Below are 23,026 nucleotides of genomic sequence, written 5' to 3'. Positions count from 1 at the left end.
AACGCACGGTCTGCGCTATACGCAGAATCGCCGACAAGAGGCCGACAGTCGGCCGTGGAGAACAGCATGTCCAACAGCTTCCTGAATCCGGTCACCACCCAGACCTGGGCCAATGGCCGACACATTGTCCGTTGCGTCAAAGTCATCCAGGAAACCTGGGATGTGCGCACCTTCTGCTTTATGGCCGACCAGCCGATCCTGTTCTTCTTCAAGCCGGGGCAGTTCGTCACCCTGGAGCTGGAAATCGAAGGCCAGCCGATCATGCGCTCCTACACCATCTCCAGCTCGCCGTCGGTGCCGTACAGCTTCTCGGTCACGATCAAGCGCGTGCCAGGTGGCAAGGTCTCCAACTGGTTGCACGACACTTTGCATGAAGGTCAGGAGCTGGCGGTGCACGGCCCGGTCGGGCTGTTCAACGCGATCGACTTCCCGAGCCCGAAGGTTCTGTATTTGAGCGGCGGCGTCGGCATCACCCCGTGCATGTCGATGGCGCGCTGGTTCTACGACACCAACGCCAACGTCGACATGACGTTCGTGCACAGCGCGCGCTCGCCGAAAGACATCATTTACCACCGCGAGCTTGAGCACATGGCGTCGCGGATCGACAACTTCAGCCTGCACCTGATCTGCGAAAAACACGGCCTCGGTGAGCCATGGGCCGGTTATCGCGGTTACCTGAACCACAAGATGCTCGAACTTATGGTTCCGGACTTCCTCGAACGCGAAGTGTTCTGCTGCGGCCCGACGCCGTACATGACCGCGGTCAAACGCCTGCTGGAAGCGGCCGGCTACGACATGTCGCGCTATCACGAAGAATCCTTCGGCGCCACGCCACCCGAGGCCCGCGCCGACGCGGTGGAACAGGCCGAACAAGCCGCCGATGCACCGGAAATCGACGCCGCGGATCTGCATCAGGTCGAATTCACCGCCTCTGGCAAAAGCATTCGCGTCGGCCCGGGCGAAACCGTCCACGCAGCCGCCGCCAAGCTCGGTCTGATGATCCCGAAAGCCTGCGGCATGGGTATCTGCGGAACGTGCAAGGTGATGAAACTGGGCGGCGAAGTGGAGATGGAGCACAACGGCGGGATTACCGAGGATGACGAGGCGGAAGGATTTATCCTGTCGTGCTGCAGCGTGCCGAAGGGGGATGTGCGGATTGAGTTCTGAGGCTTTTATGATCGTTCCCACGCTCCGCGTGGGAATGCCGCCCGGGACGCTCCGCGTCCCATTTCAATACCAGCGCTGAATCTCGATCATTCCCTCAGTTCCTGCGTAGTCCCTGGCACTCGAGTAACGCCAATGCTCCGGTAAATCCACATACCCGCGTTTCACCGGGTTGTTGTGGATATATTCAAGCTTCTGACGCATCACCGATTCGCTGTAGACCATCTCCGCGTGCGTGCCTTCTTGCCACAGTTGATACACCCGGTCCTGCTTATGCGCGCGTTTGCTGAAGCGCAGGCGCTGCAAGGCTTTGTCGGCGCCTTTTGTTTGCAAGTCATTGATGATTTGTCGCGCGGTGAAGGACTTGAACTGGCTGAGGCATTTGCTCAGATCGGGTGCTTGGGCGACGAAGTGCAGGTGGTTTTCCAAAATCACGTAGCCGTATAGCTTCAAGTCATGATGAGCCTGTTGATATCGCCAGCAGTTGAGCAGGTGCTCAACGATGTACGGGCGGATGAACAGCGGCAACCACTCCATCACGGTGCAGGTCAGGAAATGCGGTTTGTCGGCTTCGGTAATCGTATAGCGGCTGCGGCCCATGGGATTCGATCCTTGAATCTTGCGGTGCGACGGAGATGGAACGCGGAGCGTCCCGAGATGCATTACCACGCGGAGCGTGGGAACGATCAGAATGGGGCGGGCGACATAATTGCGCTAGAAGAGGCTTCTGGTACCACGGTGGGAAAAGTCATTACGGTCCAAAGATCGTTCCCACGCTCTGCGTGGGAATGCAGCCACTGACGCTCCGCGTCATAGCGGTCTTGACCTTGTCGATAATGGTGAGGCTGGAACGCGGAGCGTCCCTGGAGGCGTTACCACGCGGAGCGTGGGAACGATCAGGGTGGGGCAGATGTGGAGATAAAGATCGTTCCCACGCTCTGCGTGGGAATGCAGCCACTGACGCTCCGCGTCATAGCGGTCTTGACCTTGTCGATAATGGTGAGGCTGGAACGCGGAGCGTCTCGGGAGACATTCCCACGCGGAGCGTGGGAATGATCATGGGCGGGATCAGGCCGACATGACCTCGCGAATATCGCGCGCCAGTTCGCGCACGCGCTCTTCTTCGGTGTCCCAGGAGCACATGAAACGTGCGCCGCCCTTGCCGATGAAGGTGTAGAAGCGCCAGTTCTTTGCAGTCAACGCAGCGATGGCCGGCTCCGACAGTTGCAGGAACACGCCGTTGGCCTGCACCGGGAACATCAGTTCGACGCCGGGAATGTCGCTGACCAGTTCTGCCAGCAGTTGCGCGCAGTGGTTGGCGTGGCGTGCGTATTTGAGCCAGGCGTCGTTTTCCAGAATGCCGACCCACGGTGCCGACAAAAAGCGCATCTTCGACGCCAGTTGCCCGGCCTGCTTGCAGCGGTAGTCGAAGTCTTCGGCCAGTTTGTGGTTGAAGAACAGGATCGCTTCACCCACCGCCATGCCGTTCTTGGTGCCGCCGAAGCACAGCACATCAACGCCGGCCTTCCAGGTCAGGTCGGCGGGCGAGCAGCCGAGGAATGCGCAGGCGTTGGAGAACCGCGCGCCGTCCATATGCAGGTGCAGGCCCAGCTCTTTGCAGGTTGCGCTGATGGCGCGGACTTCTTCCGGGGTGTAGACGCTACCGACTTCGGTGGCTTGAGTCAGGGTTACCACGCGCGGTTTCGGGTAGTGGATGTCCTGACGCTTGAGCGCGACTTCGCGGATCGATTGCGGGGTGATCTTGCCGTTTTCAGTGCCGGCGATCAGCAGCTTCGAGCCGTTGGAGAAGAATTCCGGAGCGCCGCATTCGTCGGTTTCGACGTGGGCGGTTTCCGAGCAGATCACGCTGTGGTAACTCTGGCACAGCGACGACAGGGCCAGCGAGTTGGCGGCGGTGCCGTTGAAGGCGAAGAACACTTCGCAGTCGGTTTCGAACAGTTTGCGGAAATGATCCGCCGCGCGGGCGGTCCATTCATCGTCGCCGTAAGCGCGCTGGTGGCCGTGGTTGGCCTGTTCCATGGCAGCCCAGGCTTCCGGGCAGATACCGGAATAGTTGTCGCTGGCGAATTGTTGGCTCTTGTCGGTCATGGCCGGCTTCCGTAATCGAGACTCTTGTGAAGGCTCGTGGTCAATGAGGATGCGCACTTTACCGAAGATCTTCCGGGGAGCACATGCGATGTCGGGTGGGGAAAATTACCAGTTTATGGGCCGATTATGCACCTGAGCCAACGCGACGGCGCCCTGGATCTGCTCAAATGGCTGGCGTTGCTGAGCATGTTGCTCGATCACCTGCGATATGTCGGCTTCTCCGCCGATTGGTTGTATGTGCCCGGGCGATTGGCGTTTCCATGGTTTTGCCTGGCGATGGCGGCGAATCTGGCACGAGACGGTTCGCGCAAAATGGAATGGCGCTATCTGGGCTGGCTGTTGCTGTTCAGTGCAATCAGCGAAATCCCTTATCGCTTTTATATCCCCGACCCTGACACGTTCAACGTGATGCCGACGCTGGCGCTGGGCTTGCTGGTGGCGCGCGGCTGGCAGGACTCAGCGTCGGTGCCACGGTTGCTCGCGCTGGCCGCGCTGGTGGTTGCGGCGGTTTTTGCAGAACGACTGATGTTCGGTTTCTTCGGTGTATTGTTGCCGTTGGCGATGCTGCTGGTGTTCCGCCGACCCTGGTTCAGCCTGTTGCCGGGGCTGGTGTGTCTGGCGGCGAACCAATGGCAGGTGTTGCTCGAATCGGCGCGCTTCGGCAGCAGCGTGGCGATTCTCGGCCTGGCGACGTGTGTGTTTGCGCCGATGCTCGGAATGTTCTTGTTGCGACATGGGCGACATGTCCGGCCTCCACCGATGCGGCGCTGGGCGTATGCGCTGTATCCCGCGCATTTCCTCCTGCTGCTTGCCATCCGCCAAATCATCGCCTGACCCCTGTGGGAGCTGCCGAAGGCTGCGATCCGTTGATCTTCAAAGTCAAAGTCAAAAGATCGCAGCCTTCGGCAGCTCCTACAGGGGGAGTGCATTCTTCGGGTCATTTCCAGCCATGTCGTAAACGCACCTTTGCGTGGCGTCCGCAGGCATTTGAGCTGTCTGTGCCGGTCATACCATCGCATCAAAGGGCACCGCTGCGATTGCCAGTGCCTTACCGAGACGAATGGCGCACAGATGCCGCTGGGAGAGACGCGATGTTCAGCAAGCAAGACCAGATCCAGGGTTACGACGATGCACTGCTGGCGGCGATGAATGCCGAGGAGCAACGTCAGGAAGATCACATCGAGCTGATCGCGTCGGAGAACTACACCAGCAAGCGCGTCATGCAGGCGCAGGGCAGCGGCCTGACCAACAAATACGCCGAAGGCTATCCGGGCAAGCGCTACTACGGTGGCTGCGAGCATGTGGACAAGGTTGAGGCGCTGGCCATCGAACGCGCCAAGCAACTGTTCGGCGCCGATTACGCCAACGTCCAGCCGCACTCCGGCTCCTCGGCCAACAGCGCCGTGTATCTGGCGCTGATCCAGCCGGGTGACACTATCCTCGGCATGAGCCTGGCCCACGGCGGTCACCTGACCCACGGCGCGAAAGTGTCGTCCTCGGGCAAGCTCTACAACGCCGTGCAGTACGGCATCAACACCGACACCGGACTGATCGACTACGACGAAGTCGAGCGTCTGGCCGTCGAGTGCAAACCGAAAATGATCGTTGCCGGTTTCTCCGCTTACTCGAAGACTCTGGATTTCCCGCGCTTCCGCCAAATCGCCGACAAGGTCGGTGCGCTGCTGTTCGTCGACATGGCTCACGTCGCCGGTCTGGTCGCTGCCGGCCTGTACCCGAACCCGCTGCCGTACGCCGATGTGGTCACCACCACCACGCACAAGACCCTGCGCGGTCCGCGTGGCGGGCTGATCCTGGCCAAGTCCAACGAAGAGATCGAGAAGAAGCTCAACGCGGCCGTTTTCCCCGGCGCCCAGGGCGGTCCGCTGATGCACGTCATCGCCGGTAAGGCGGTGTGCTTCAAGGAAGCGCTGGAGCCTGGCTTCAAGGCTTATCAGCAACAAGTGATCGAAAACGCCCAGGCGATGGCCAGCGTGTTCATCAAGCGTGGCTACGATGTGGTCTCCGGCGGCACCGACAACCATCTGTTCCTGGTCAGCCTGATTCGTCAGGGCCTGACCGGCAAGGACGCCGATGCCGCGCTGGGCCGTGCGCACATCACGGTGAACAAGAATGCCGTGCCGAACGACCCGCAGTCGCCGTTCGTGACCTCGGGCCTGCGCATCGGCACCCCGGCGGTGACCACGCGCGGCTTCAAGGTCAGCCAGTGCGAAACCCTCGCCGGCTGGATCTGCGACATCCTCGACAACCTCGGCGACGCCGATGTCGAGGCCAATGTCGCCCAGCAGGTCTCGGCCCTGTGCGCAGACTTCCCGGTTTATCGCTGAGTCGGTTTTGGAGTAATGACTATGCAACGCTATTCCGGCTTCGGCCTGTTCAAACACTCGCTCAGCCACCACGAAAACTGGCAGCGCATGTGGCGCACGCCCACCCCGAAAAAAGTCTACGACGTGGTCATCGTCGGCGGCGGCGGGCACGGCCTGGCGACGGCCTACTATCTGGCCAAGGAGCACGGCATCACCAATGTCGCCGTGGTCGAGAAAGGCTGGCTGGGCGGCGGTAACACCGCGCGCAACACCACCATCGTGCGCTCCAACTACCTGTGGGACGAGTCGGCGCACCTCTACGAACACGCGATGAAATTGTGGGAAGGCCTGTCGCAGGATCTCAACTACAACGTGATGTTCTCCCAGCGCGGCGTTTACAACCTGTGCCACACCCTGCAAGACATCCGTGATTCCGAGCGTCGGGTCAGCGCCAACCGCCTCAACGGCGTCGACGGCGAACTGCTCGACGCCAAGCAGGTTGCGGACGAAATTCCGTACCTGGACTGCTCGAAAAACACTCGCTACCCGATCATGGGCGCCACCGTGCAGCGTCGCGGCGGCGTCGCCCGTCACGATGCCGTGGCGTGGGGCTTCGCGCGTGCCGCCGATGCCTTGGGCGTGGACCTGATCCAGCAGACCGAAGTGATCGGTTTCCGCAAGGAAAACGGCGTGTGCATCGGCGTCGAAACCAACAAGGGTTTCATCGGCGCCAAGCGCGTCGGCGTGGTGACGGCCGGTAACTCCGGGCACATGGCCAAGCTTGCCGGTTTCCGCCTGCCGATCGAATCCCACCCGCTGCAAGCGCTGGTGTCCGAGCCGATCAAACCGATTATCGACAGCGTGATCATGTCCAACGCCGTACACGGTTACATCAGCCAGTCCGACAAGGGCGACCTGGTGATCGGCGCCGGTATCGACGGTTACAACGGCTACGGCCAGCGTGGTTCGTACCCGGTGATCGAACACACCATTCAGGCCATCGTCGAGATGTTCCCGGTGTTGTCCCGCGTGCGCATGAACCGCCAGTGGGGCGGCATCGTCGACACCACTCCGGATGCCTGTCCGATCATTTCCAAGACGCCGGTACCGAACATGTTCTTCAACTGCGGTTGGGGCACCGGTGGCTTCAAGGCCACACCCGGCTCGGGCAACGTGTTTGCCGCGAGTCTGGCCAAGGGTGAAATGCACCCATTGGCTGCACCTTTCTCCATCGACCGTTTCCACAACGGTGCGTTGATCGATGAACACGGCGCTGCTGCGGTTGCCCACTAACAGGAGAAATCCCCATGTTGCATATCTTCTGTCCTCACTGCGGCGAACTGCGCTCTGAAGAGGAATTCCACGCATCCGGTCAGGCGCACATCCCGCGTCCGCTGGATCCGAACGCCTGCACCGATGAAGAGTGGGGCGACTACATGTTCTTTCGCGATAACCCGCGCGGTCTGCACCATGAGTTGTGGGACCACGTTGCCGGTTGCCGCCAGTACTTCAACGTCACTCGCGATACCGTGACCTACGAGATTCTCGAGAGCTACAAGATCGGCGAGAAGCCGCAATTCACCGACAAGGCTGGCACTGCGAAAACAGCCACGACGGCGCTGGGAGAGAAGGTATGAGCCAGACCAATCGCCTGTCCAACGGTGGACGGATCGACCGCAACAAAGTGCTGAGCTTCACCTTCAACGGCCAGACCTACAAAGGCTATGAAGGCGACTCGCTGGCCGCCGCACTGATCGCCAACGGCGTCGACATCATCGGCCGCAGCTTCAAGTATTCGCGCCCTCGCGGCATCTTCGCGGCTGGTTCCGAAGAGCCGAACGCGGTGCTGCAGATCGGTGCCACCGAAGCCACGCAGATTCCCAACGTGCGCGCCACGCAACAGGCGTTGTATCAGGGCCTGGTCGCCACCAGCACCAATGGCTGGCCGAGCGTCAACAACGACATGATGGGGATTCTCGGCAAGGTCGGCGGCAAGCTGATGCCGCCGGGTTTCTACTACAAAACCTTCATGTACCCGCAATCGTTCTGGATGACTTACGAGAAGTACATCCGCAAGGCTGCCGGCCTCGGCCGTTCGCCGACCGAGAACGATCCGGACACCTACGACTACATGAACCAGCACTGCGACGTACTGATCGTCGGTGCCGGCCCGGCCGGCCTCGCCGCCGCCCTGGCCGCTGCGCGCAGCGGTGCCCGCGTGATTCTGGCCGATGAGCAGGAAGAGTTCGGTGGCAGCCTGCTTGATTCCCGCGAAAGCCTCGACGGCAAACCGGCGATGGAATGGGTTGCCAGCGTCATCGCTGAATTGAAGAACACTCCGGACGTGCTGCTGTTGCCGCGCGCCACGGTCAACGGCTACCACGACCACAACTTCCTGACCATTCACGAACGCCTCACCGATCACCTCGGTGACCGCGCGCCGATCGGTCAGGTGCGTCAGCGCATCCACCGTGTCCGCGCCAAGCGCGTGGTGCTGGCGACCGGCGCCCACGAGCGTCCGCTGGTCTACGGCAACAACGACGTGCCGGGCAACATGCTCGCTGGTGCGGTGTCGACTTACGTGCGTCGTTATGGCGTAGCGCCGGGCAAAAAACTCGTGCTGTCGACCAACAATGATCACGCCTATCGTGTCGCTCTCGATTGGCTCGATGCCAGTCTGCAAGTGGTCGCCATCGCTGATGCACGCAGCAATCCGCGCGGTGCATTGGTCGAAGAAGCGCGCGCCAAAGGCATTCGCATCCTCACCGGCAGCGCCGTCATCGAGGTGCGTGGCAGCAAGCGAGTGACCGCTGCACGCGTCGCCGCGATTGACGTAAAGGCCCACGCCGTGACCAGTCCGGGCGAATGGCTCGACTGCGATCTGGTGGCCAGCTCCGGCGGTTACAGCCCGGTGGTTCATTTGGCTTCGCACCTCGGTGGCAAACCAGTGTGGCGCGAAGACATTCTCGGTTTCGTACCGGGCGAAGCACCGCAGAAGCGCGTATGCGTCGGTGGCATCAATGGCGTCTACGCGCTCGGCGATTCGCTGGCCGACGGTTTTGAAGGTGGCGTGCGCGCTGCTGCCGAAGCCGGTTTCCAGACCGTCGAAGGCGTGTTGCCGAAAGCCCTGAGCCGTCTCGAAGAGCCGACCCTGGCGCTGTTCCAGGTGCCGCACGAGAAAAACTCGGCGCGTGCACCGAAGCAATTCGTCGACTTCCAGAACGACGTCACCGCCGGTGGCATCGAATTGGCGACCCGTGAAGGTTTCGAGTCGGTCGAGCACGTCAAACGCTACACCGCGCTGGGCTTCGGCACCGATCAGGGCAAGCTCGGCAACGTCAACGGTCTGGCCATTGCCGCCCGTTCGCTGAACGTGACCATCCCGCAGATGGGCACCACCATGTTCCGTCCGAACTACACGCCGGTGACCTTCGGCGCCGTGGCCGGTCGGCATTGCGGGCACATCTTCGAACCGGTGCGCTACACCGCGCTGCATGCCTGGCATGTGAAGAACGGCGCCGAGTTTGAAGACGTCGGTCAGTGGAAGCGTCCCTGGTACTTCCCGAAAAACGGTGAAGACCTGCACGCGGCGGTCAAGCGCGAATGCAAAGCCGTGCGCGACAGCGTCGGCCTGCTCGATGCCTCGACCCTCGGCAAGATCGACATCCAAGGCCCGGATGCCCGCGAGTTCCTCAACCGCGTGTACACCAACGCCTGGACCAAGCTCGACGTGGGCAAGGCTCGCTACGGTCTGATGTGCAAGGAAGACGGCATGGTCTTCGACGACGGTGTGACCGCGTGTCTGGCCGACAACCATTTCGTCATGACCACCACCACCGGCGGCGCCGCGCGCGTACTGCAGTGGCTGGAGCTGTACCACCAGACCGAATGGCCGGACCTGAAGGTGTACTTCACGTCGGTCACCGATCACTGGGCGACCATGACCCTGTCCGGGCCGAACAGCCGCAAGCTGCTCAGCGCCGTGACCGACATCGATCTGAGCAACGAAGCGTTCCCGTTCATGACCTGGAAAGAAGGTCTGGTCGGCGATGTGCCGGCGCGGGTGTTCCGTATCTCGTTCACCGGTGAGCTGTCGTACGAAGTCAACGTGCAGGCCGACTACGCGATGGGCGTGCTGGTGAAAATCGTCGAGGCCGGCAAGCAGTACAACCTGACGCCGTACGGCACCGAAACCATGCACGTGCTGCGGGCCGAGAAGGGCTTCATCATCGTCGGCCAGGACACCGACGGCTCGATGACCCCGGATGACCTGAACATGGGCTGGTGTGTCGGTCGCACCAAACCGTTCTCGTGGATCGGCCAGCGCGGCATGAACCGCGAAGATTGCGTGAAAGACCAGCGCAAGCAACTGGTGGGCCTCAAGCCGATCGACCCGACCAAGTGGCTGCCGGAAGGTGCGCAGCTGGTGTTCAACACCAAGCAGGCGATCCCGATGACCATGGTCGGCCACGTGACCTCCAGCTACGCGCACAACTCTCTCGGTTATTCGTTTGCCATGGGTGTGGTCAAGGGCGGTCTCAAGCGCATGGGCGAGCGGGTGTTCGCACCGCTGGCCGATGGCAGCGTGATCGAAGCGGAAATCGTGTCTTCGGTGTTCTTCGATCCGAAGGGTGAGCGGCAGAACATCTGACACTGATCGTTCCCACGCTCTGCGTGGGAATGCATCCCGGGACGCTCCGCGTCCCAAGAGCGGACGCAGAGCGTCCATGGCGGCATGCCCACGCAGAGCGTGGGAACGATCAATACAAGAGGGTGCTTTATGACCACAGCCAATGTTTACCAGCAACGCCCGACCACCGGCGCCCGTGCCGAGTCGTCGCTGCACCATGCCGACCTCGCCAGCCTGGTCGGCAAGGGCCGCAAGAACGCCGGCGTGATCGTGCGTGAGAAAAAACTCCTCGGCCACCTGACCATTCGTGGCGATGGCCACGATGCAGCCTTCGCGGCCGGTGTGCACAAAGCGCTTGGCATTGAATTGCCCGGCGCGCTGAGCGTGATCGTCAAAGGCGAAACCAGCCTGCAATGGATGGGCCCGGACGAGTGGCTGCTGATCGTGCCAAGCGGCGAAGAATTCGCCGCCGAGCAGAAACTGCGCGAAGCGCTGGGCGATCTGCACATTGCCATCGTCAACGTCAGCGGCGGCCAGCAGATCCTCGAACTGAGCGGGCCGAACGTGCGCCAGGTGCTGATGAAATCCACCAGCTATGACGTGCACCCGAACAACTTCCCGGTCGGCAAAGCGGTGGGCACGGTGTTCGCCAAATCGCAGCTGATGATTCGTCATACCGCCGAAGACACCTGGGAACTGCTGATCCGGCGCAGCTTCTCGGATTACTGGTGGTTGTGGTTGCAGGATGCTTCGGCCGAGTACGGCCTCAGCGTTCAGGCCTGAAAGATCAAAAGCTACCCCCTCACCCCAGCCCTCTCCCCCAAGGGGGAGAGGGGAAAGGGAGCAGATAGATGATCGTTCCCACGCTCCGCGTGGGAATGCATCCCGGGACGCTCCGCGTCCCAAGAGCGGACGCAGAGCGTCCATGGCGGCATTCCCACGCAGAGCGTAGGAACGATCAGAGGAAAAAATATGAGCCGCGCCCCAGACACATGGATTCTGACCGCCGACTGCCCCAGCGTCCTCGGCACGGTGGACGCGGTCACGCGTTTTCTGTTCGAGCAGGGCTGTTATGTCACCGAGCACCACTCGTTCGATGACCGCCTCTCCGGGCGTTTTTTCATTCGCGTGGAATTCCGTCAGCCTGATGGTTTCGACGAACAATCTTTCCGCGCAGGTTTGGCCGAGCGCGGAGAAGCGTTCGGCATGCTCTTCGAGCTGACCGCGCCGAACTACCGGCCGAAAGTGGTGATCATGGTGTCCAAGGCCGATCACTGCCTCAACGACTTGCTCTATCGCCAGCGCATCGGTCAGTTGTCGATGGACGTCGCGGCGGTGGTGTCCAACCATCCGGATCTCAAGCCGTTGGCCGACTGGCACCAGATTCCCTACTACCATTTCCCTCTCGACCCCAACGACAAACCGGCGCAGGAGCGTCAGGTCTGGCAGGTGATCGAAGAGGCCGGTGCCGAACTGGTGATCCTCGCCCGCTACATGCAGGTGCTATCGCCGGAGCTGTGCCGCAAGCTCGACGGCAAGGCGATCAACATTCATCACTCCCTGCTGCCGGGCTTCAAGGGCGCCAAGCCGTATCACCAGGCCTACAACAAGGGCGTGAAACTGGTGGGCGCGACGGCGCATTACATCAACAACGATCTCGATGAAGGGCCGATCATCGCCCAGGGCGTCGAGGCGGTGGATCACAGTCATTATCCCGAGGACCTGATTGCCAAGGGCCGGGATATCGAAGGCCTGACCTTGGCGCGGGCGGTCGGGTATCACATCGAAAGACGGGTGTTCCTGAACGCCAACAGAACCGTCGTTCTCTAGATCGCTTTCGCGAGCAGGCTCGCTCCCACAGGGGTATGCATTCCAATGTGGGAGCGAGCCTGCTCGCGAAGGGGCCAAAACAAACAACGCAAGACCAACAAGCAATACCCGAGCACTCAACGCGCTGCCCAACCGGGGCAACGCAGTTCCATAAAAACAACAGCGAGGTGAAAGCATGTCTGGCAATCGTGGTGTGGTGTATCTCGGCGCTGGCAAGGTCGAAGTACAGAAAATCGACTATCCGAAAATGCAGGACCCGCGTGGTCGCAAGATCGAGCACGGGGTCATTCTCAAAGTGGTTTCCACCAACATCTGCGGCTCCGACCAGCACATGGTGCGCGGCCGGACCACGGCGCAGACCGGTCTGGTGCTGGGTCACGAGATCACCGGTGAGGTGATTGAAAAGGGCTCCGACGTCGAAAACCTGAAGATCGGCGATCTGGTCTCTGTTCCGTTCAACGTGGCTTGCGGGCGCTGCCGTTCCTGCAAGGAGCAACACACCGGCGTCTGCCTGACCGTCAACCCGGCCCGTGCCGGCGGCGCATACGGTTACGTCGACATGGGCGACTGGACCGGTGGCCAGGCCGAATACGTGCTGGTGCCGTACGCCGACTTCAACCTGCTGAAACTGCCGGATCGCGACAAGGCCATGGAGAAAATCCGCGACCTGACCTGCCTCTCCGACATCCTCCCGACCGGTTACCACGGCGCGGTTACTGCCGGCGTTGGCCCGGGCAGCTCCGTGTACATTGCCGGCGCCGGTCCGGTCGGTCTGGCCGCTGCCGCTTCCGCACGCTTGCTCGGTGCTGCGGTGGTGATCGTCGGCGACGTCAACACCATCCGCCTGGCCCATGCCAAGGCGCAGGGCTTTGAAGTCGTCGACCTGTCCAAGGATACCCCGCTGCACGAACAGATCGCCGCACTGCTGGGCGAGCCGGAAGTCGATTGCGCGGTGGACTGCGTCGGTTTCGAAGCACGCGGCCACGGCCACGACGGCGTCAAGGCCGAAGCCCCGGCCACGGTGCTCAACTCACTGATGGGCGTGGTGCGCGTTGCCGGCAAGATCGGTATCCCGGGCCTGTACGTCACCGAAGATCCGGGCGCCGTCGACGCCGCGGCGAAAATGGGCAGCCTGAGCATCCGCTTCGGCCTGGGCTGGGCCAAATCCCACAGCTTCCACACTGGGCAGACTCCAGTGATGAAGTACAACCGCCAGTTGATGCAGGCGATCATGTGGGACCGCATCAACATTGCCGAAGTGGTTGGCGTGCAGGTCATCAGCCTCGATCAGGCGCCGGAAGGTTACGGCGAGTTCGATGCGGGCGTGCCGAAGAAGTTTGTGATTGATCCGCATAAGTTGTTCAGTGCGGCGTAAGCAATGAGGGAATAAAAAACGGCGACTATGGGTCGCCGTTTTCATATTGGTTACAGACTTCCCGGAAGTCCGTTCAACGTTTCACTACTCGCGCCGTACATGCTTGGCTTCCATTCCTTTCGCTCCTTTTTCAGCGACAAAAGAAACGGTCTGCCCCTCTTTGAGCGATTTGAAACCGTCGCTCTCGATTGATTTGAAGTGTACGAAAAGATCATCGCCTCCACCCTGCGGGGTAATAAAGCCAAAACCTTTTTCATCGTTGAACCATTTGACGGTACCTGTAGTTCTGTCTGACATGTTCGTGCTTCCCGCTTCGATTGATTGAGTGACGCATTACAAAAGCACAGAGAACCGAGCCGGCCTGGCTATGTCCTCGTCTTGAGCCAGTCTGATGTCGACGGCATACAACTGGCCGTTATCACCGCGCATAAGATCATAGGTCACCTTCTGCCCCTCTTTGATGTGTTTGATGATCGGATCATCCGGGCTGATGCAAAAGATGATCGGCGGGAAATCTGATTCGAAAAGTTGATCGCGCGGACTGCACTGCTTTTCCATCTCCGTATCTCCCGTTGAATGATCGTTGCTTGTACCTCGCTTTTTTCAGACCGTTGACATACCAACAGCGTATGCCAACGTCGACATTCGAACACCTGTCAGGTCTGACAGTCCTTCGGACTTGTTTGGATTGACCGGGGAAGGGGTTATGAAGTGTGGCAATAAGCGACATTGCTTGGAGCAGGGCAGTCGCCTCCAGTTATACCGCTTCACTACGGTACGTTTTTTCAGCCAGATGATGTGTTTGCGGTAGGGCTCGCGCACGGGGGGCGTATTGCGGATTGGGTTGAATGCTGTCAAAGCGGTTGTGACTATTTCGGTGACGTCTTGGACGTTTTGCATATGCGGCCTTTTCAGTTTGATAGTTGTGTATCTCCGTTGGATTTAAACCGTTGATTTACCGTAAAGTGCGGAGATATGTATTGCGTCTGTTTTTTTTTCGGGCGCGTATTTAAAGCATGTGATCCGTGCTTCACTTCTACCTCAATGAACTTATCGAAATGAATGTGCTGTCTGGAAAATACTGCCCAAATCCCGGTGATGAAGTACAGCCGCCAACTGATGCAGGCGATCAGGTGGGACCGCATCAACATTGCCGAAGTGGTGGGAGTGCAAATGATCAGCCTCGATCAGGCGCTGGAAGGTTATGGCGAGTTCGATGCGGGTGTGCCGAAAAAATTTGCGATTGATCCGCATAAGTCGTTCTGTGCGGCGTAACGAAAAAAGGGCGACCCATGGGTCGCCCTTCTTATGAGTGGTCTAAGCCTGAAGGCGCCAGGATCAATTGGCTTTAAGTTTCAGATAGGGAGTGGAATTTTCGCCGTTTTCAACAATTTTTTTCCCGCCGTAAGAGCAGATCGAACCGTCGAAGCTTTCCGCTTTCAGCTCATATTTCGGTGCCAGAAAGTCGTCTCGGGTTGACAGCGTTACGCCGGTCCAGGTTTTACCATTGAAACTCGATCTGTATTGGAAACCGGTGTTGTCTGGCTCCGGAACGCTGCTGTCCGTATAGGCCGATGATTTAATGGTATTCACCGGGGGGCAACTTTCGACACTGGCCGCATAAGCGTTCGTGGTTGCTGCACCGATGACGAAAAGTGCCATTGCGATCGACTTGCTCATTTGCACACTCCTGTGTGTCTGGATGGGATGCCCAGCATGAGGAGCTTGCCCAATTAGGGGTACTGTCAGATCTGACAGTTTTTTATATTCCCTCGCGATAAGAAGCCGACATTTAATGCATAATTTAGTCGCAGTGCGGCCAGAGCCCCCTGATAAAACACGGGTCCAGTCGGCCGCCTGGTCGGTGAACCACCTTTCGGCTCGAAGGCTACAGCCAGCTAGATCGCTCTGCCATCCGCCGGAATTGTCCACAGCTCCAGGCTGCGATCCGAATCAACCGCCGCCAGCGTCAGAGGCTCTACTTGCATGTAATCCGCATGCGCCTCGACCTTCAACGCCGGTTGCGCGTCGGCGTTCAGCAGGGCCGCGGTGTCGCGGGCATCGTCGCGGTTGAACAGCGAGCCAAAGAATACCAGCACCACGATTGAACACAGCGCGGCCGTGATACGCAGCCAATTCCAGAACGGTCGTTTTTTCGGCAAGTGTAGGACTTGCGGCTCAATCCGCGCGGTGATGCCATGCCACAAGCGCTCGGGCACCGTATGTTCCATAGGAAAAGCTCTGAAAGTAAGCCATGCTGATCGGCTGGCGCTGCATGCCGTCGAGGGTTTCCAGACAACGGTTCAGCGCCTGAGCCGCGCGGGCGCTGCTCAATTGTTCATGCGCAGAAGGACTTTCGTCCGGCAGTGCGTCCTGCTCGAGATCGCCCAGTGGCCGGTCGCGCTGTTTGCGTAACTGATCGATGGCTTGGTTGCGGGTGATGTAGATCATCCAGGTCAGCGGCGCCGACAGATGCGCTTCTTAGCGCGAGGCGTTGTTCCAGATGCGCACGAAGCTTTCCTGCAGCACTTCTTCGGCCAGATCGGGGCGGCCCATGAAGCGTAAGGGGACGCCGTGCAGGTGCGGGAATTTCAAGTTTTATATACATGGCGATGCTGAAAATGGATGCGCAGGCGAGGAACATGCCGGCGGATACTTGGTCAAACCGGCAGTTTCGCCACCCCTTCAACGGGCGGTTTCCACAGCGCAAGAGGATGTCTGAATGAAGATTTCACGCGGTTTTGCCCTGGCATCGCTCCTGACTCTGGCCGCCGGGCCGGTGTTTGCCGGTTTCAGTTTGAACGACGTGGCCGGTGCGGTAGCGGGGATGCAGGGTGGTGACAAGGCGGCTGCTGCGGCGCCGACCTCGGAGACCGCTGGTTTGGTGAGTGCTCTGAGTGCACTGGACGTCACGCCGGAGCAGGCCGTTGGCGGTACCAGTGCGATGCTCGGGCTGGCGAAGAATCAGTTGAGCAGCACCGACTATTCGCAACTGGCCAAGGAAGTGCCGGGTATCGACAAGTTGTCCGGTGGCAGCGGCAATCTGGCGGCGCTGGGCGCGTTGCTCGGTTCGTCCGGCAAGTCCGCTGGCCTTGAGAATGCGCTGGGCAATGTCAAAGACAGCAACGACCTGAACAACGCGTTCAGCGCGCTGGGCATGGACAGCGGCATGATCGGCCAGTTTGCCCCGGTGCTGCTGCAATACCTCGGTCAGCAGGGCGTCGGCGGTTCGCTGTTGAGCAGCCTGGGCAGCATCTGGGGTGTCGGCACGGGCACCTGAGTCAGCGGCGCTCGTTGCGCAGCTCGACGATGCGCTGATCCTTCTCGGTCCAGAGCTGGTTGACCCAGTTCTGGACGCGCTGGCGAAACGCCGGATCTTTCTCGTAATCGCCCTGCCACAGCGCCGGGTCGAGTTCGCGGGTCCTGATGTCGATGATCACTCGCGGCACGTTGCCGCTGATCAGGTCCCAGAAGCCCGGGATTTTTTCCTGCGGATACACCACCGTCACATCGAGCATCGCATCGAGTTGTTCACCCATCGCCGCCAGCACGAACGCCACGCCGCCGGCCTTGGGTTTGAGCAAGTGGTTGAACGGTGATTCCTGCTGGGTACTTTTCGCCAGGGTGTAGCGCGTGCCTTCCAGATAATTCACCACCGTCACCGGCTGGCGCTTGAACAGCTCGCACGCCGCTTTGGTGATTTCCAGATCCTTGCCCGCCAGCTCGGGGTTCTTTGCCAGAAAGGCTTTGGTGTAGCGCTTCATGAACGGGTAATCCAGCGCCCACCACGCCAAGCCGAGGAACGGCACCCAGATCAGCTCTTTCTTCAGAAAGAACTTGAAGAACGGCGTGCGCCGGTTGAGGGTCTGGATCAGTGCCGGAATGTCGACCCACGATTGATGGTTGCTGACCACCAGATAGGACGTGTCGCGGCGCAGATCGTCGCCGCCGCGAATGTCCCACTGCGTCGGGATGCACAGCTGGAAGATCAGCTTGTCGATTTCGGCCCAGGTCTCGGCGATCCACATCACCGCCCCCGACGCGTAATCCCGCCAGCGCCCGGGTGCGACCAGCTTGAGCAGGGCAAACACCATCAACGGCCCGATCAGGATCAGGGTGTTGAGCAACAGCAGCAGGGTGACGAAACAGCCGGTGAGCAGGCGGCGCATAAGCAACTCTATGAAGTGGCAGGGGCGAGCCATGATAAGCAGCTTCACGCGACAGGCCAAATCGGTGCTGACGAATGTTTCACTTCAGTCCCGTTAACCTGATCGTTCCCCCGCTCTGCGTGGTAACGCCGCCCGGGACGCTCCGCGTCCCCTGTGACGCAGAGCGTCACTGGATGCATTCCCACGCAGAGCGTGGGAACGATCAACCGCGCGACGGTCTAAAATCCCGTTGCCCAACCTCCCAAGGAAGCCCCTTACGTGAAATCCCTCCTTGCTCTGTTTGCTCTCGTCGCGCTGCCGGTCATGGCCGCCGAGCCGACGCTGTACGGTCGCTACGAATACATCGCGCTGCCGGAAATCGGTGGCGAAGTGCTCAAGGCCAAGATGGACACCGGCGCGCTGACCGCCTCGCTGTCGGCCAAGGACATCGAGACCTTCACCCGTGATGGCGACGACTGGGTGCGTTTCCGCCTCGCCACCAAGGACGCCAGCAACAAGGTTTTCGAGCACAAGGTCGCGCGGATCAGCAAGATCAAAAGCCGTTCCGACGAGGACGATGAAGAGCGCGACAGCAGCGATGTCGCCAAGCGCCCGGTGGTCGATCTGGAGCTGTGCCTGGGCAACGTCAAGCGCACCGTCGAGGTCAACCTGACCGACCGCAGCCACTTCAACTATCCGCTGCTGATCGGCGCCAAGGCCTTGCGCGAGTTCGGCGCGGCGGTCAACCCGGCACGGCGTTACACCGCCGACAAGCCTGACTGCTAAGTGGTCTGATTGACGTAACCCCGGGCTTGGGGCACCGTTCGCGCACTAACTGCCACGGGCTCGGACGCCATGCCGCACATCCTGATTGTCGAAGACGAAGCGGCGATTGCCGACACACTGATTTTTGCCTTGCAAGGCGAGGGGTTCAGCACCACGTGGCTGAGCCTCGGCGCAGCGGCGCTGGAGCATCAGCGGCAGACCCCGGCCGACCTGATCATTCTCGATATCGGTCTGCCGGACATCAGTGGCTTCGAAACCTGCAAGCAGTTGCGACGCTTCACGGAAGTGCCGGTGCTGTTTCTCAGCGCCCGCGACGCCGAGATCGACCGCGTGGTGGGTCTGGAGATCGGTGCCGACGATTACGTGGTCAAGCCGTTCAGCCCGCGTGAAGTGGCGGCGCGGGTCAAAGCCATCCTCAAGCGCATGGCGCCGCGTGCAACCCTGGAAGCAGGCTCAACGTTGTTTCGCATCGATGCTGAACGCGTGCAGATCAGCTATCGCGGCCAGCCGCTGAGCCTGACCCGCCATGAATTCCGCTTGTTGCAATGCCTGCTCGAACAACCTGAGCGGGTGTTCAGCCGCGAGCAATTGCTCGATGCGCTGGGCGTAGCGGCCGACGCCGGCTACGAGCGCAGCATCGACAGCCACATCAAAAGCCTGCGCGCCAAGTTGCGCCTGGTACGTGCCGAGGCCGAGCCGATCCAGACCCATCGCGGCCTCGGTTACAGCTACAGCCCGGGGCACAGCTGATGTCGTTGGGGCTGCGGATCTTTCTGGTGTACGTGCTGTTTGTCGGCCTGACCGGGTATTTCGTCCTCAACACCGTGATGGAAGAAATTCGCCCCGGCGTGCGTCAGTCCACCGAAGAGACGCTGGTCGACACCGCCAACCTGATGGCTGAAATCCTGCGCGACGACTTCAAGGCCGGCACCCTCAGCGAGAACCGCTGGCCGCAATTGCTCCGCGCCTATGGCGAGCGGCAGCCGCAAGCGACCATCTGGGGCTTGCCGAAAAACCAGGTCAACCACCGCATCTATGTCACCGATGCCAAGGGCATCGTCGTGCTCGACTCCAGCGGCGTCGCGGTCGGCCAGGATTATTCGCGCTGGAACGACGTCTACCTGACCCTGCGCGGCGAGTACGGCGCGCGCTCCAGCCGCAGTGATCCTGACGATCCGAGCTCTTCAGTGATGCATGTCGGCGCGCCGATCCGCGACAACGGCAAGATCATCGGCGTGGTCACCGTGGCCAAGCCCAACAGTTCGCTGCAACCCTACGTTGATCGCACCGAGCGGCGCTTGCTGTTTTACGGCGCCGGACTGATCGGCCTCGGTCTGCTCTTCGGCGCCTTGCTCTCATGGTGGCTGAGCCGCGCGCTGCACCGTTTGACCGGTTATGCCCAGGCGGTCAGCGAAGGCCGGCGCGTGGAAGTGCCGCATTATCGCGGCGGCGAGCTGGAGCAACTGGCCACAGCGGTTGAGCAGATGCGCACGCAGCTCGAAGGCAAGGCCTACGTCGAACGCTATGTACACACCCTGACCCATGAGTTGAAGAGTCCGCTGGCAGCGATTCGTGGCGCGGCGGAGTTGCTGCAAAGTGATATGCCGGCCGTCCAGCGTTTGCGCTTTGTCAGCAACATCGACAGCGAAAGCGCGCGGATGCAGCAGTTGATCGAGCGCCTGCTCAACCTGGCTCAGGTCGAGCAACGCCAAGGGCTGGAAGAACAGGTGGCAGTGCCGCTGGCGGCGTTGGTCGCAGAACTGCTCAAGGCGCAGGCCGCGCGGATCGAGGGCAAACAACTGCGCGTCGAGCAAGCGATCGGCGAGGATCTGCTGTTGATTGGCGAGCCGTTTCTGCTGCGCCAGGCGTTGGGCAATCTGCTGGAAAACGCACTCGATTTCACCCCGACGTCGGGGCTGTTGCGCTTGAGCGCCGAGCGGGTTGGCGAGCAGATCGAGTTCCGCCTGTTCAACCAGACCACGCCGATTCCCGATTACGCCTTGCCGCGCCTGACCGAGCGCTTCTACTCGCTGCCGCGCCCGGACAGCGGACGCAAGAGCACCGGACTGGGGCTGAACTTCGTTGAAGAAGTGGTCAAGTTGCATGGCGGGGTGATGCGCATTGGCAATGTCGAGCGCGGGGTTGAAGTGGTATTGCGCTTGCCTTGAAACCCAGTCGCGGCCTTCGCGAGCAGGCTCGCTCCCACAGGGGAGTGCATTCTCCACACAATCTCCATATTCCCACCACACTGCCACCACACTGCATCAGCAGACTCCCCACATCCAAACAGGGAGAGTCCCATGAACAAGAATCTGACCATCAAACTCGGCGCGATCGCCTTGCTGATCCTGCTGTTGCTGATCCCCTTGCTGATGATCGACGGCATCATCGATGAGCGTCAGCAACTGCGCGACGGTGTGCTCGAAGACATCGCGCGCAGCTCCAGTTACAGCCAGCAACTGACCGGGCCGGTGATGGTAGTGCCGTATCGCAAGGTGGTGCGCACCTGGAAAACCAACGAGAAAACCAACAAGCGCTACGAAGAAGTCAGCGAAGCGCGCGGGCGTCTGTACTTTCTGCCGGAGCGTTTCGAGCTCGACGGGCAAGTACAAACCGAACTGCGCAAACGCGGCATTTACGAGGCGCGACTGTTCCACGCCGACAACCGCATCGATGGGCATTTTTCCCTGCCGGCGCAGTTGGGCATCAAGGAGAATTTTGCCGATTACCAATTCGACGCGCCGTTCCTTGCCGTCGGTATCAGCGATATTCGCGGCATCGAAAACGCGCTGAAACTCGAGCTCGGCGGCCAGCAACTGGACTTCGTGCCCGGCAGCGAAGTGGCCTGGATCGGTGAGGGCGTACACGTGACGCTACCGGCACTGGACGCCAGCAAAGCCACGCAACTGACCTTCGGTTTCGACCTGCGCCTGCAAGGCACCGGCTCGCTGCGGGTGGTGCCGGTGGGCAAGACCAGCAGCGTCAGCCTCGCCGCCAATTGGCCGCACCCCAGCTTCGTCGGCAACTTCCTGCCGGCCAAGCGCGAGATCAACGATCAGGGTTTCAGCGCCGACTGGCAAACCTCGTTTTTCTCCACCAACCTGCAAGAGGCGATGGAGCGCTGCGTCGCTGGCGACTGTGATGCATTCAACGGCCGCAGCTTCGGCGTCAGCTTCATCGACCCGGTGGATCAGTACCTGAAGAGCGACCGGGCGATCAAATACGCGCTGCTGTTCATCGTCCTGACCTTCGCCGGTTTCTTCCTCTTCGAAGTGCTCAAGAGCCTGGCGGTGCACCCGGTGCAATATGCCCTGGTCGGTGTTGCGCTGGCGTTCTTTTACCTGCTGCTGTTGTCGCTGTCGGAACACATCGGTTTTGCGCTGGCGTATCTGTTGTCGGCGAGTGGCTGCGTGTTGCTGATCGGCTTCTATGTCAGCCACGTCCTGCGCAGCGCGCGGCATGGCTTGAGCTTCTCGGCCGGGCTGGCGGCGCTGTATGGCTTGCTGTACGGCTTGCTCAGTGCCGAGGACTACGCGCTGCTGATGGGCTCGCTGATGCTGTTCGGTCTGCTCGGCGTGTTCATGGTGCTCACGCGCAAACTGGACTGGTACAGGATTGGTTTGAAGCCGGCCAGGCCGCTGGAGTTTGACGTGGAGGCGATGCAATGAGCGGGTGGCTTGGGTTACGCGAGGAACAGCGGGAAGCGGAGGTTTTGGTGACGCTGCTTATTGCGTCACTACCTCCGAAACCGAGTTGGTGCATTCGCGAGCAAGCTCGCTCCCACATTGGAATGTGGTCAACTGTGGGAGCGAGCCTGCTCGCGAAGAGGCCGGAACAGGCAGCCCAGATCTAAGGCTTGGGCATCGTCGCCACCATGGACGGTCGCTGACTCACTTCAAAATACCAGTTGGCCAGTTGCGGATTGGCTGCACGCCAGTCCATGTCCGGGAAGCGCAGATCCAGATAGCCCAGCGCGCAGGCCACGCTGATCGCCGCGACATCGAAGTGGCTGGTCAGCTCGGCAATCGCTTCGCTCTCCAGCACGGCGAGGGCGCGGCGGATCTTGTCGCGCTGGGCGTCGAGCCATTCGTCCCAGTGTTTTTCCACCGGGCGCAGCACGGTTTCATAACGCACCATCACCGAGGCATCCATGATCCCGTCGGCCATCGACGCCAGGGTCAGGCGTCGCCAGCGCGCCGCACCTTCACGGGGGATCAGCGGATTGCCGACGTGCTGCTGATCGAGGTATTCGAGGATGACGCGGCTGTCATGGATGACATTGCCATCGGCCAGGCGCAGGGCGGGGATCTTGCTCAACGGGTTGTCGGCGATCAGCGCCGGGTCCGGGCTGACCGGGCTGAGCACACAGTCCTGCAGCGCGACACGATCCTGCTGACCGGTTTCGTGCAGCAGCACCATGACCTTGCGGACGAAGGGCGACAGGGTGTTGTGGTACAGGGTCATGCTGGGGGCGGACATGGCAAGGTCTCGATCAGGACAATGATCGGGCAGCATAGCCTGCTCGCGTCCGGCGCAGAACCCATGTGGGAGCGAGCCTGCTCGCGAAGGCGTCGTGACAGTCGACTTTGATGTTGAATGTGAGGGCGCTTTCGCGCGCAGGCTCGCTCCCACAAGGGATTCTCAGCTTCGCGGCAGAAAA

General features: G+C 60.7%; 21 protein-coding genes and 3 pseudogenes. 15 read left to right on the top strand and 9 right to left on the bottom strand.

Annotated features, from left to right (window positions below; all coding sequences use genetic code 11):
* The first annotated feature begins 66 nt into the window (after window positions 1-66).
* Entirely contained in the window at window positions 67-1,167 is a 1,101-nt protein-coding gene (gene gbcB, locus QMX86_RS16725) for a glycine-betaine demethylase subunit GbcB (protein ID WP_016772824.1), read from the top strand.
* A gap of 63 nt (window positions 1,168-1,230) precedes the next feature.
* On the opposite strand, the gene QMX86_RS16720 is transcribed toward gbcB, so the two are convergent.
* A complete protein-coding gene (locus QMX86_RS16720; protein ID WP_071173852.1) occupies window positions 1,231-1,764 on the bottom strand; it encodes a transposase in 534 nt (177 codons plus the stop codon).
* A 468-nt stretch (window positions 1,765-2,232) separates the two neighbouring features.
* Window positions 2,233-3,273: a low specificity L-threonine aldolase gene (locus tag QMX86_RS16715; RefSeq protein WP_016772826.1), complete on the bottom strand. Its 1,041-nt coding sequence runs from the start codon at window positions 3,271-3,273 to the stop codon at window positions 2,233-2,235.
* Between the two features lie 126 nt (window positions 3,274-3,399).
* Here QMX86_RS16715 and QMX86_RS16710 point away from each other — a divergent pair, with 126 nt between their 5' ends.
* The 8 genes from QMX86_RS16710 to fdhA all read left to right on the top strand — a co-directional run bounded on the left by QMX86_RS16710 (window position 3,400) and on the right by fdhA (window position 13,432).
* On the top strand, window positions 3,400-4,107 hold the full coding sequence (locus QMX86_RS16710) for a TraX family protein (RefSeq protein ID WP_282385045.1): 708 nt from the start codon (window positions 3,400-3,402) through the stop codon (window positions 4,105-4,107).
* Between the two features lie 257 nt (window positions 4,108-4,364).
* Window positions 4,365-5,618 (top strand): serine hydroxymethyltransferase, encoded by a 1,254-nt coding sequence (glyA, locus tag QMX86_RS16705; protein WP_122705670.1) that lies wholly within the window; start codon window positions 4,365-4,367, stop codon window positions 5,616-5,618.
* Between the two features lie 21 nt (window positions 5,619-5,639).
* Entirely contained in the window at window positions 5,640-6,890 is a 1,251-nt protein-coding gene (locus QMX86_RS16700) for a sarcosine oxidase subunit beta (protein ID WP_016772829.1), read from the top strand.
* A 14-nt stretch (window positions 6,891-6,904) separates the two neighbouring features.
* Complete coding sequence (locus QMX86_RS16695) at window positions 6,905-7,234, top strand: sarcosine oxidase subunit delta (RefSeq protein WP_016772830.1); 330 nt, start codon at window positions 6,905-6,907, stop codon at window positions 7,232-7,234.
* Window positions 7,231-10,248, top strand: coding sequence for a sarcosine oxidase subunit alpha (locus QMX86_RS16690; RefSeq protein ID WP_282385046.1), 3,018 nt, complete (start codon window positions 7,231-7,233; stop codon window positions 10,246-10,248). The genes QMX86_RS16695 and QMX86_RS16690 overlap by 4 nt, the downstream gene beginning before the upstream one ends.
* 129 nt (window positions 10,249-10,377) lie before the next feature.
* Window positions 10,378-11,010, top strand: coding sequence for a sarcosine oxidase subunit gamma family protein (soxG, locus tag QMX86_RS16685; RefSeq protein WP_016772832.1), 633 nt, complete (start codon window positions 10,378-10,380; stop codon window positions 11,008-11,010).
* 189 nt (window positions 11,011-11,199) lie between these two features.
* Window positions 11,200-12,057, top strand: coding sequence for a formyltetrahydrofolate deformylase (purU, locus tag QMX86_RS16680; protein ID WP_016772833.1), 858 nt, complete (start codon window positions 11,200-11,202; stop codon window positions 12,055-12,057).
* Window positions 12,058-12,232: 175 nt separating this feature from the next.
* Window positions 12,233-13,432, top strand: coding sequence for a formaldehyde dehydrogenase, glutathione-independent (fdhA, locus tag QMX86_RS16675; RefSeq protein ID WP_016772834.1), 1,200 nt, complete (start codon window positions 12,233-12,235; stop codon window positions 13,430-13,432).
* A gap of 84 nt (window positions 13,433-13,516) precedes the next feature.
* Here the strand turns inward: fdhA and QMX86_RS16670 are convergent, their stop codons facing one another.
* On the bottom strand, window positions 13,517-13,729 hold the full coding sequence (locus tag QMX86_RS16670) for a cold-shock protein (RefSeq protein ID WP_122612407.1): 213 nt from the start codon (window positions 13,727-13,729) through the stop codon (window positions 13,517-13,519).
* 36 nt (window positions 13,730-13,765) lie between these two features.
* On the bottom strand, window positions 13,766-13,990 hold the full coding sequence (locus tag QMX86_RS16665; protein WP_282386775.1) for a hypothetical protein: 225 nt from the start codon (window positions 13,988-13,990) through the stop codon (window positions 13,766-13,768).
* Window positions 13,991-14,509: 519 nt separating this feature from the next.
* On the opposite strand from QMX86_RS16665, the pseudogene QMX86_RS16660 reads away from it, so the two are divergent.
* A pseudogene (locus QMX86_RS16660) lies at window positions 14,510-14,707 on the top strand (formaldehyde dehydrogenase, glutathione-independent); the annotation flags it as partial.
* Between the two features lie 63 nt (window positions 14,708-14,770).
* On the opposite strand, the gene QMX86_RS16655 reads toward QMX86_RS16660, so the two are convergent.
* The 3 genes and pseudogenes from QMX86_RS16655 to QMX86_RS16645 form a co-directional block, all read right to left on the bottom strand.
* On the bottom strand, window positions 14,771-15,112 hold the full coding sequence (locus QMX86_RS16655; protein WP_122612409.1) for a hypothetical protein: 342 nt from the start codon (window positions 15,110-15,112) through the stop codon (window positions 14,771-14,773).
* A 131-nt stretch (window positions 15,113-15,243) separates the two neighbouring features.
* A pseudogene (locus tag QMX86_RS16650) lies at window positions 15,244-15,651 on the bottom strand (anti-sigma factor); the annotation flags it as partial.
* A pseudogene (locus tag QMX86_RS16645) lies at window positions 15,611-16,012 on the bottom strand (sigma-70 family RNA polymerase sigma factor); the annotation flags it as partial. The pseudogenes QMX86_RS16650 and QMX86_RS16645, both read right to left, overlap by 41 nt.
* 142 nt (window positions 16,013-16,154) lie before the next feature.
* Here QMX86_RS16645 and QMX86_RS16640 point away from each other — a divergent pair.
* On the top strand, window positions 16,155-16,712 hold the full coding sequence (locus QMX86_RS16640; RefSeq protein WP_282386776.1) for a DUF2780 domain-containing protein: 558 nt from the start codon (window positions 16,155-16,157) through the stop codon (window positions 16,710-16,712).
* A 1-nt stretch (window position 16,713) separates the two neighbouring features.
* Here QMX86_RS16640 and QMX86_RS16635 read toward each other — a convergent pair whose 3' ends face one another.
* Entirely contained in the window at window positions 16,714-17,601 is an 888-nt protein-coding gene (locus tag QMX86_RS16635; RefSeq protein ID WP_071173847.1) for an acyltransferase, read from the bottom strand.
* Window positions 17,602-17,859: 258 nt separating this feature from the next.
* Between QMX86_RS16635 and QMX86_RS16630 the strand changes: the two genes are divergently transcribed.
* From QMX86_RS16630 to creD, 4 genes are all read left to right on the top strand, one after another.
* Window positions 17,860-18,366, top strand: a complete 507-nt coding sequence (locus tag QMX86_RS16630; protein WP_041476742.1) for an ATP-dependent zinc protease — start codon at window positions 17,860-17,862, stop codon at window positions 18,364-18,366.
* Between the two features lie 69 nt (window positions 18,367-18,435).
* Complete coding sequence (creB, locus tag QMX86_RS16625; RefSeq protein ID WP_262136476.1) at window positions 18,436-19,116, top strand: two-component system response regulator CreB; 681 nt, start codon at window positions 18,436-18,438, stop codon at window positions 19,114-19,116.
* Window positions 19,116-20,534: a two-component system sensor histidine kinase CreC gene (creC, locus tag QMX86_RS16620; RefSeq protein ID WP_130928934.1), complete on the top strand. Its 1,419-nt coding sequence runs from the start codon at window positions 19,116-19,118 to the stop codon at window positions 20,532-20,534. The genes creB and creC overlap by 1 nt, the downstream gene beginning before the upstream one ends.
* 132 nt (window positions 20,535-20,666) lie before the next feature.
* Entirely contained in the window at window positions 20,667-22,034 is a 1,368-nt protein-coding gene (gene creD, locus QMX86_RS16615) for a cell envelope integrity protein CreD (RefSeq protein WP_282386784.1), read from the top strand.
* A gap of 181 nt (window positions 22,035-22,215) precedes the next feature.
* Here the strand turns inward: creD and QMX86_RS16610 are convergent, their stop codons facing one another.
* Complete coding sequence (locus QMX86_RS16610; RefSeq protein ID WP_123443813.1) at window positions 22,216-22,845, bottom strand: glutathione S-transferase; 630 nt, start codon at window positions 22,843-22,845, stop codon at window positions 22,216-22,218.
* Window positions 22,846-23,026: the final 181 nt, after the last annotated feature.

The organism is Pseudomonas sp. PS01270, from assembly GCF_029959775.1.
GTDB classification, from domain to species: domain Bacteria; phylum Pseudomonadota; class Gammaproteobacteria; order Pseudomonadales; family Pseudomonadaceae; genus Aquipseudomonas; species Aquipseudomonas atacamensis.
This window is presented reverse-complemented; position numbering and strand designations above follow the sequence as displayed.

Coding starts and splice junctions, on each gene's coding strand:
- QMX86_RS16655 (WP_122612409.1), bottom strand. CDS start 15,112: ATGAGCAAGTCGATCGCAATGGCACTTTTCGTCATCGGTGCAGCAACC.
- QMX86_RS16690 (WP_282385046.1), top strand. CDS start 7,231: ATGAGCCAGACCAATCGCCTGTCCAACGGTGGACGGATCGACCGCAAC.
- QMX86_RS16670 (WP_122612407.1), bottom strand. CDS start 13,729: ATGTCAGACAGAACTACAGGTACCGTCAAATGGTTCAACGATGAAAAA.
- gbcB (WP_016772824.1), top strand. CDS start 67: ATGTCCAACAGCTTCCTGAATCCGGTCACCACCCAGACCTGGGCCAAT.
- purU (WP_016772833.1), top strand. CDS start 11,200: ATGAGCCGCGCCCCAGACACATGGATTCTGACCGCCGACTGCCCCAGC.
- creB (WP_262136476.1), top strand. CDS start 18,436: ATGCCGCACATCCTGATTGTCGAAGACGAAGCGGCGATTGCCGACACA.
- creD (WP_282386784.1), top strand. CDS start 20,667: ATGAACAAGAATCTGACCATCAAACTCGGCGCGATCGCCTTGCTGATC.
- QMX86_RS16710 (WP_282385045.1), top strand. CDS start 3,400: ATGCACCTGAGCCAACGCGACGGCGCCCTGGATCTGCTCAAATGGCTG.
- QMX86_RS16610 (WP_123443813.1), bottom strand. CDS start 22,845: ATGTCCGCCCCCAGCATGACCCTGTACCACAACACCCTGTCGCCCTTC.
- QMX86_RS16640 (WP_282386776.1), top strand. CDS start 16,155: ATGAAGATTTCACGCGGTTTTGCCCTGGCATCGCTCCTGACTCTGGCC.
- glyA (WP_122705670.1), top strand. CDS start 4,365: ATGTTCAGCAAGCAAGACCAGATCCAGGGTTACGACGATGCACTGCTG.
- QMX86_RS16715 (WP_016772826.1), bottom strand. CDS start 3,273: ATGACCGACAAGAGCCAACAATTCGCCAGCGACAACTATTCCGGTATC.
- fdhA (WP_016772834.1), top strand. CDS start 12,233: ATGTCTGGCAATCGTGGTGTGGTGTATCTCGGCGCTGGCAAGGTCGAA.
- QMX86_RS16700 (WP_016772829.1), top strand. CDS start 5,640: ATGCAACGCTATTCCGGCTTCGGCCTGTTCAAACACTCGCTCAGCCAC.
- QMX86_RS16635 (WP_071173847.1), bottom strand. CDS start 17,601: ATGCGCCGCCTGCTCACCGGCTGTTTCGTCACCCTGCTGCTGTTGCTC.
- creC (WP_130928934.1), top strand. CDS start 19,116: ATGTCGTTGGGGCTGCGGATCTTTCTGGTGTACGTGCTGTTTGTCGGC.
- soxG (WP_016772832.1), top strand. CDS start 10,378: ATGACCACAGCCAATGTTTACCAGCAACGCCCGACCACCGGCGCCCGT.
- QMX86_RS16665 (WP_282386775.1), bottom strand. CDS start 13,990: ATGGAAAAGCAGTGCAGTCCGCGCGATCAACTTTTCGAATCAGATTTC.
- QMX86_RS16695 (WP_016772830.1), top strand. CDS start 6,905: ATGTTGCATATCTTCTGTCCTCACTGCGGCGAACTGCGCTCTGAAGAG.
- QMX86_RS16720 (WP_071173852.1), bottom strand. CDS start 1,764: ATGGGCCGCAGCCGCTATACGATTACCGAAGCCGACAAACCGCATTTC.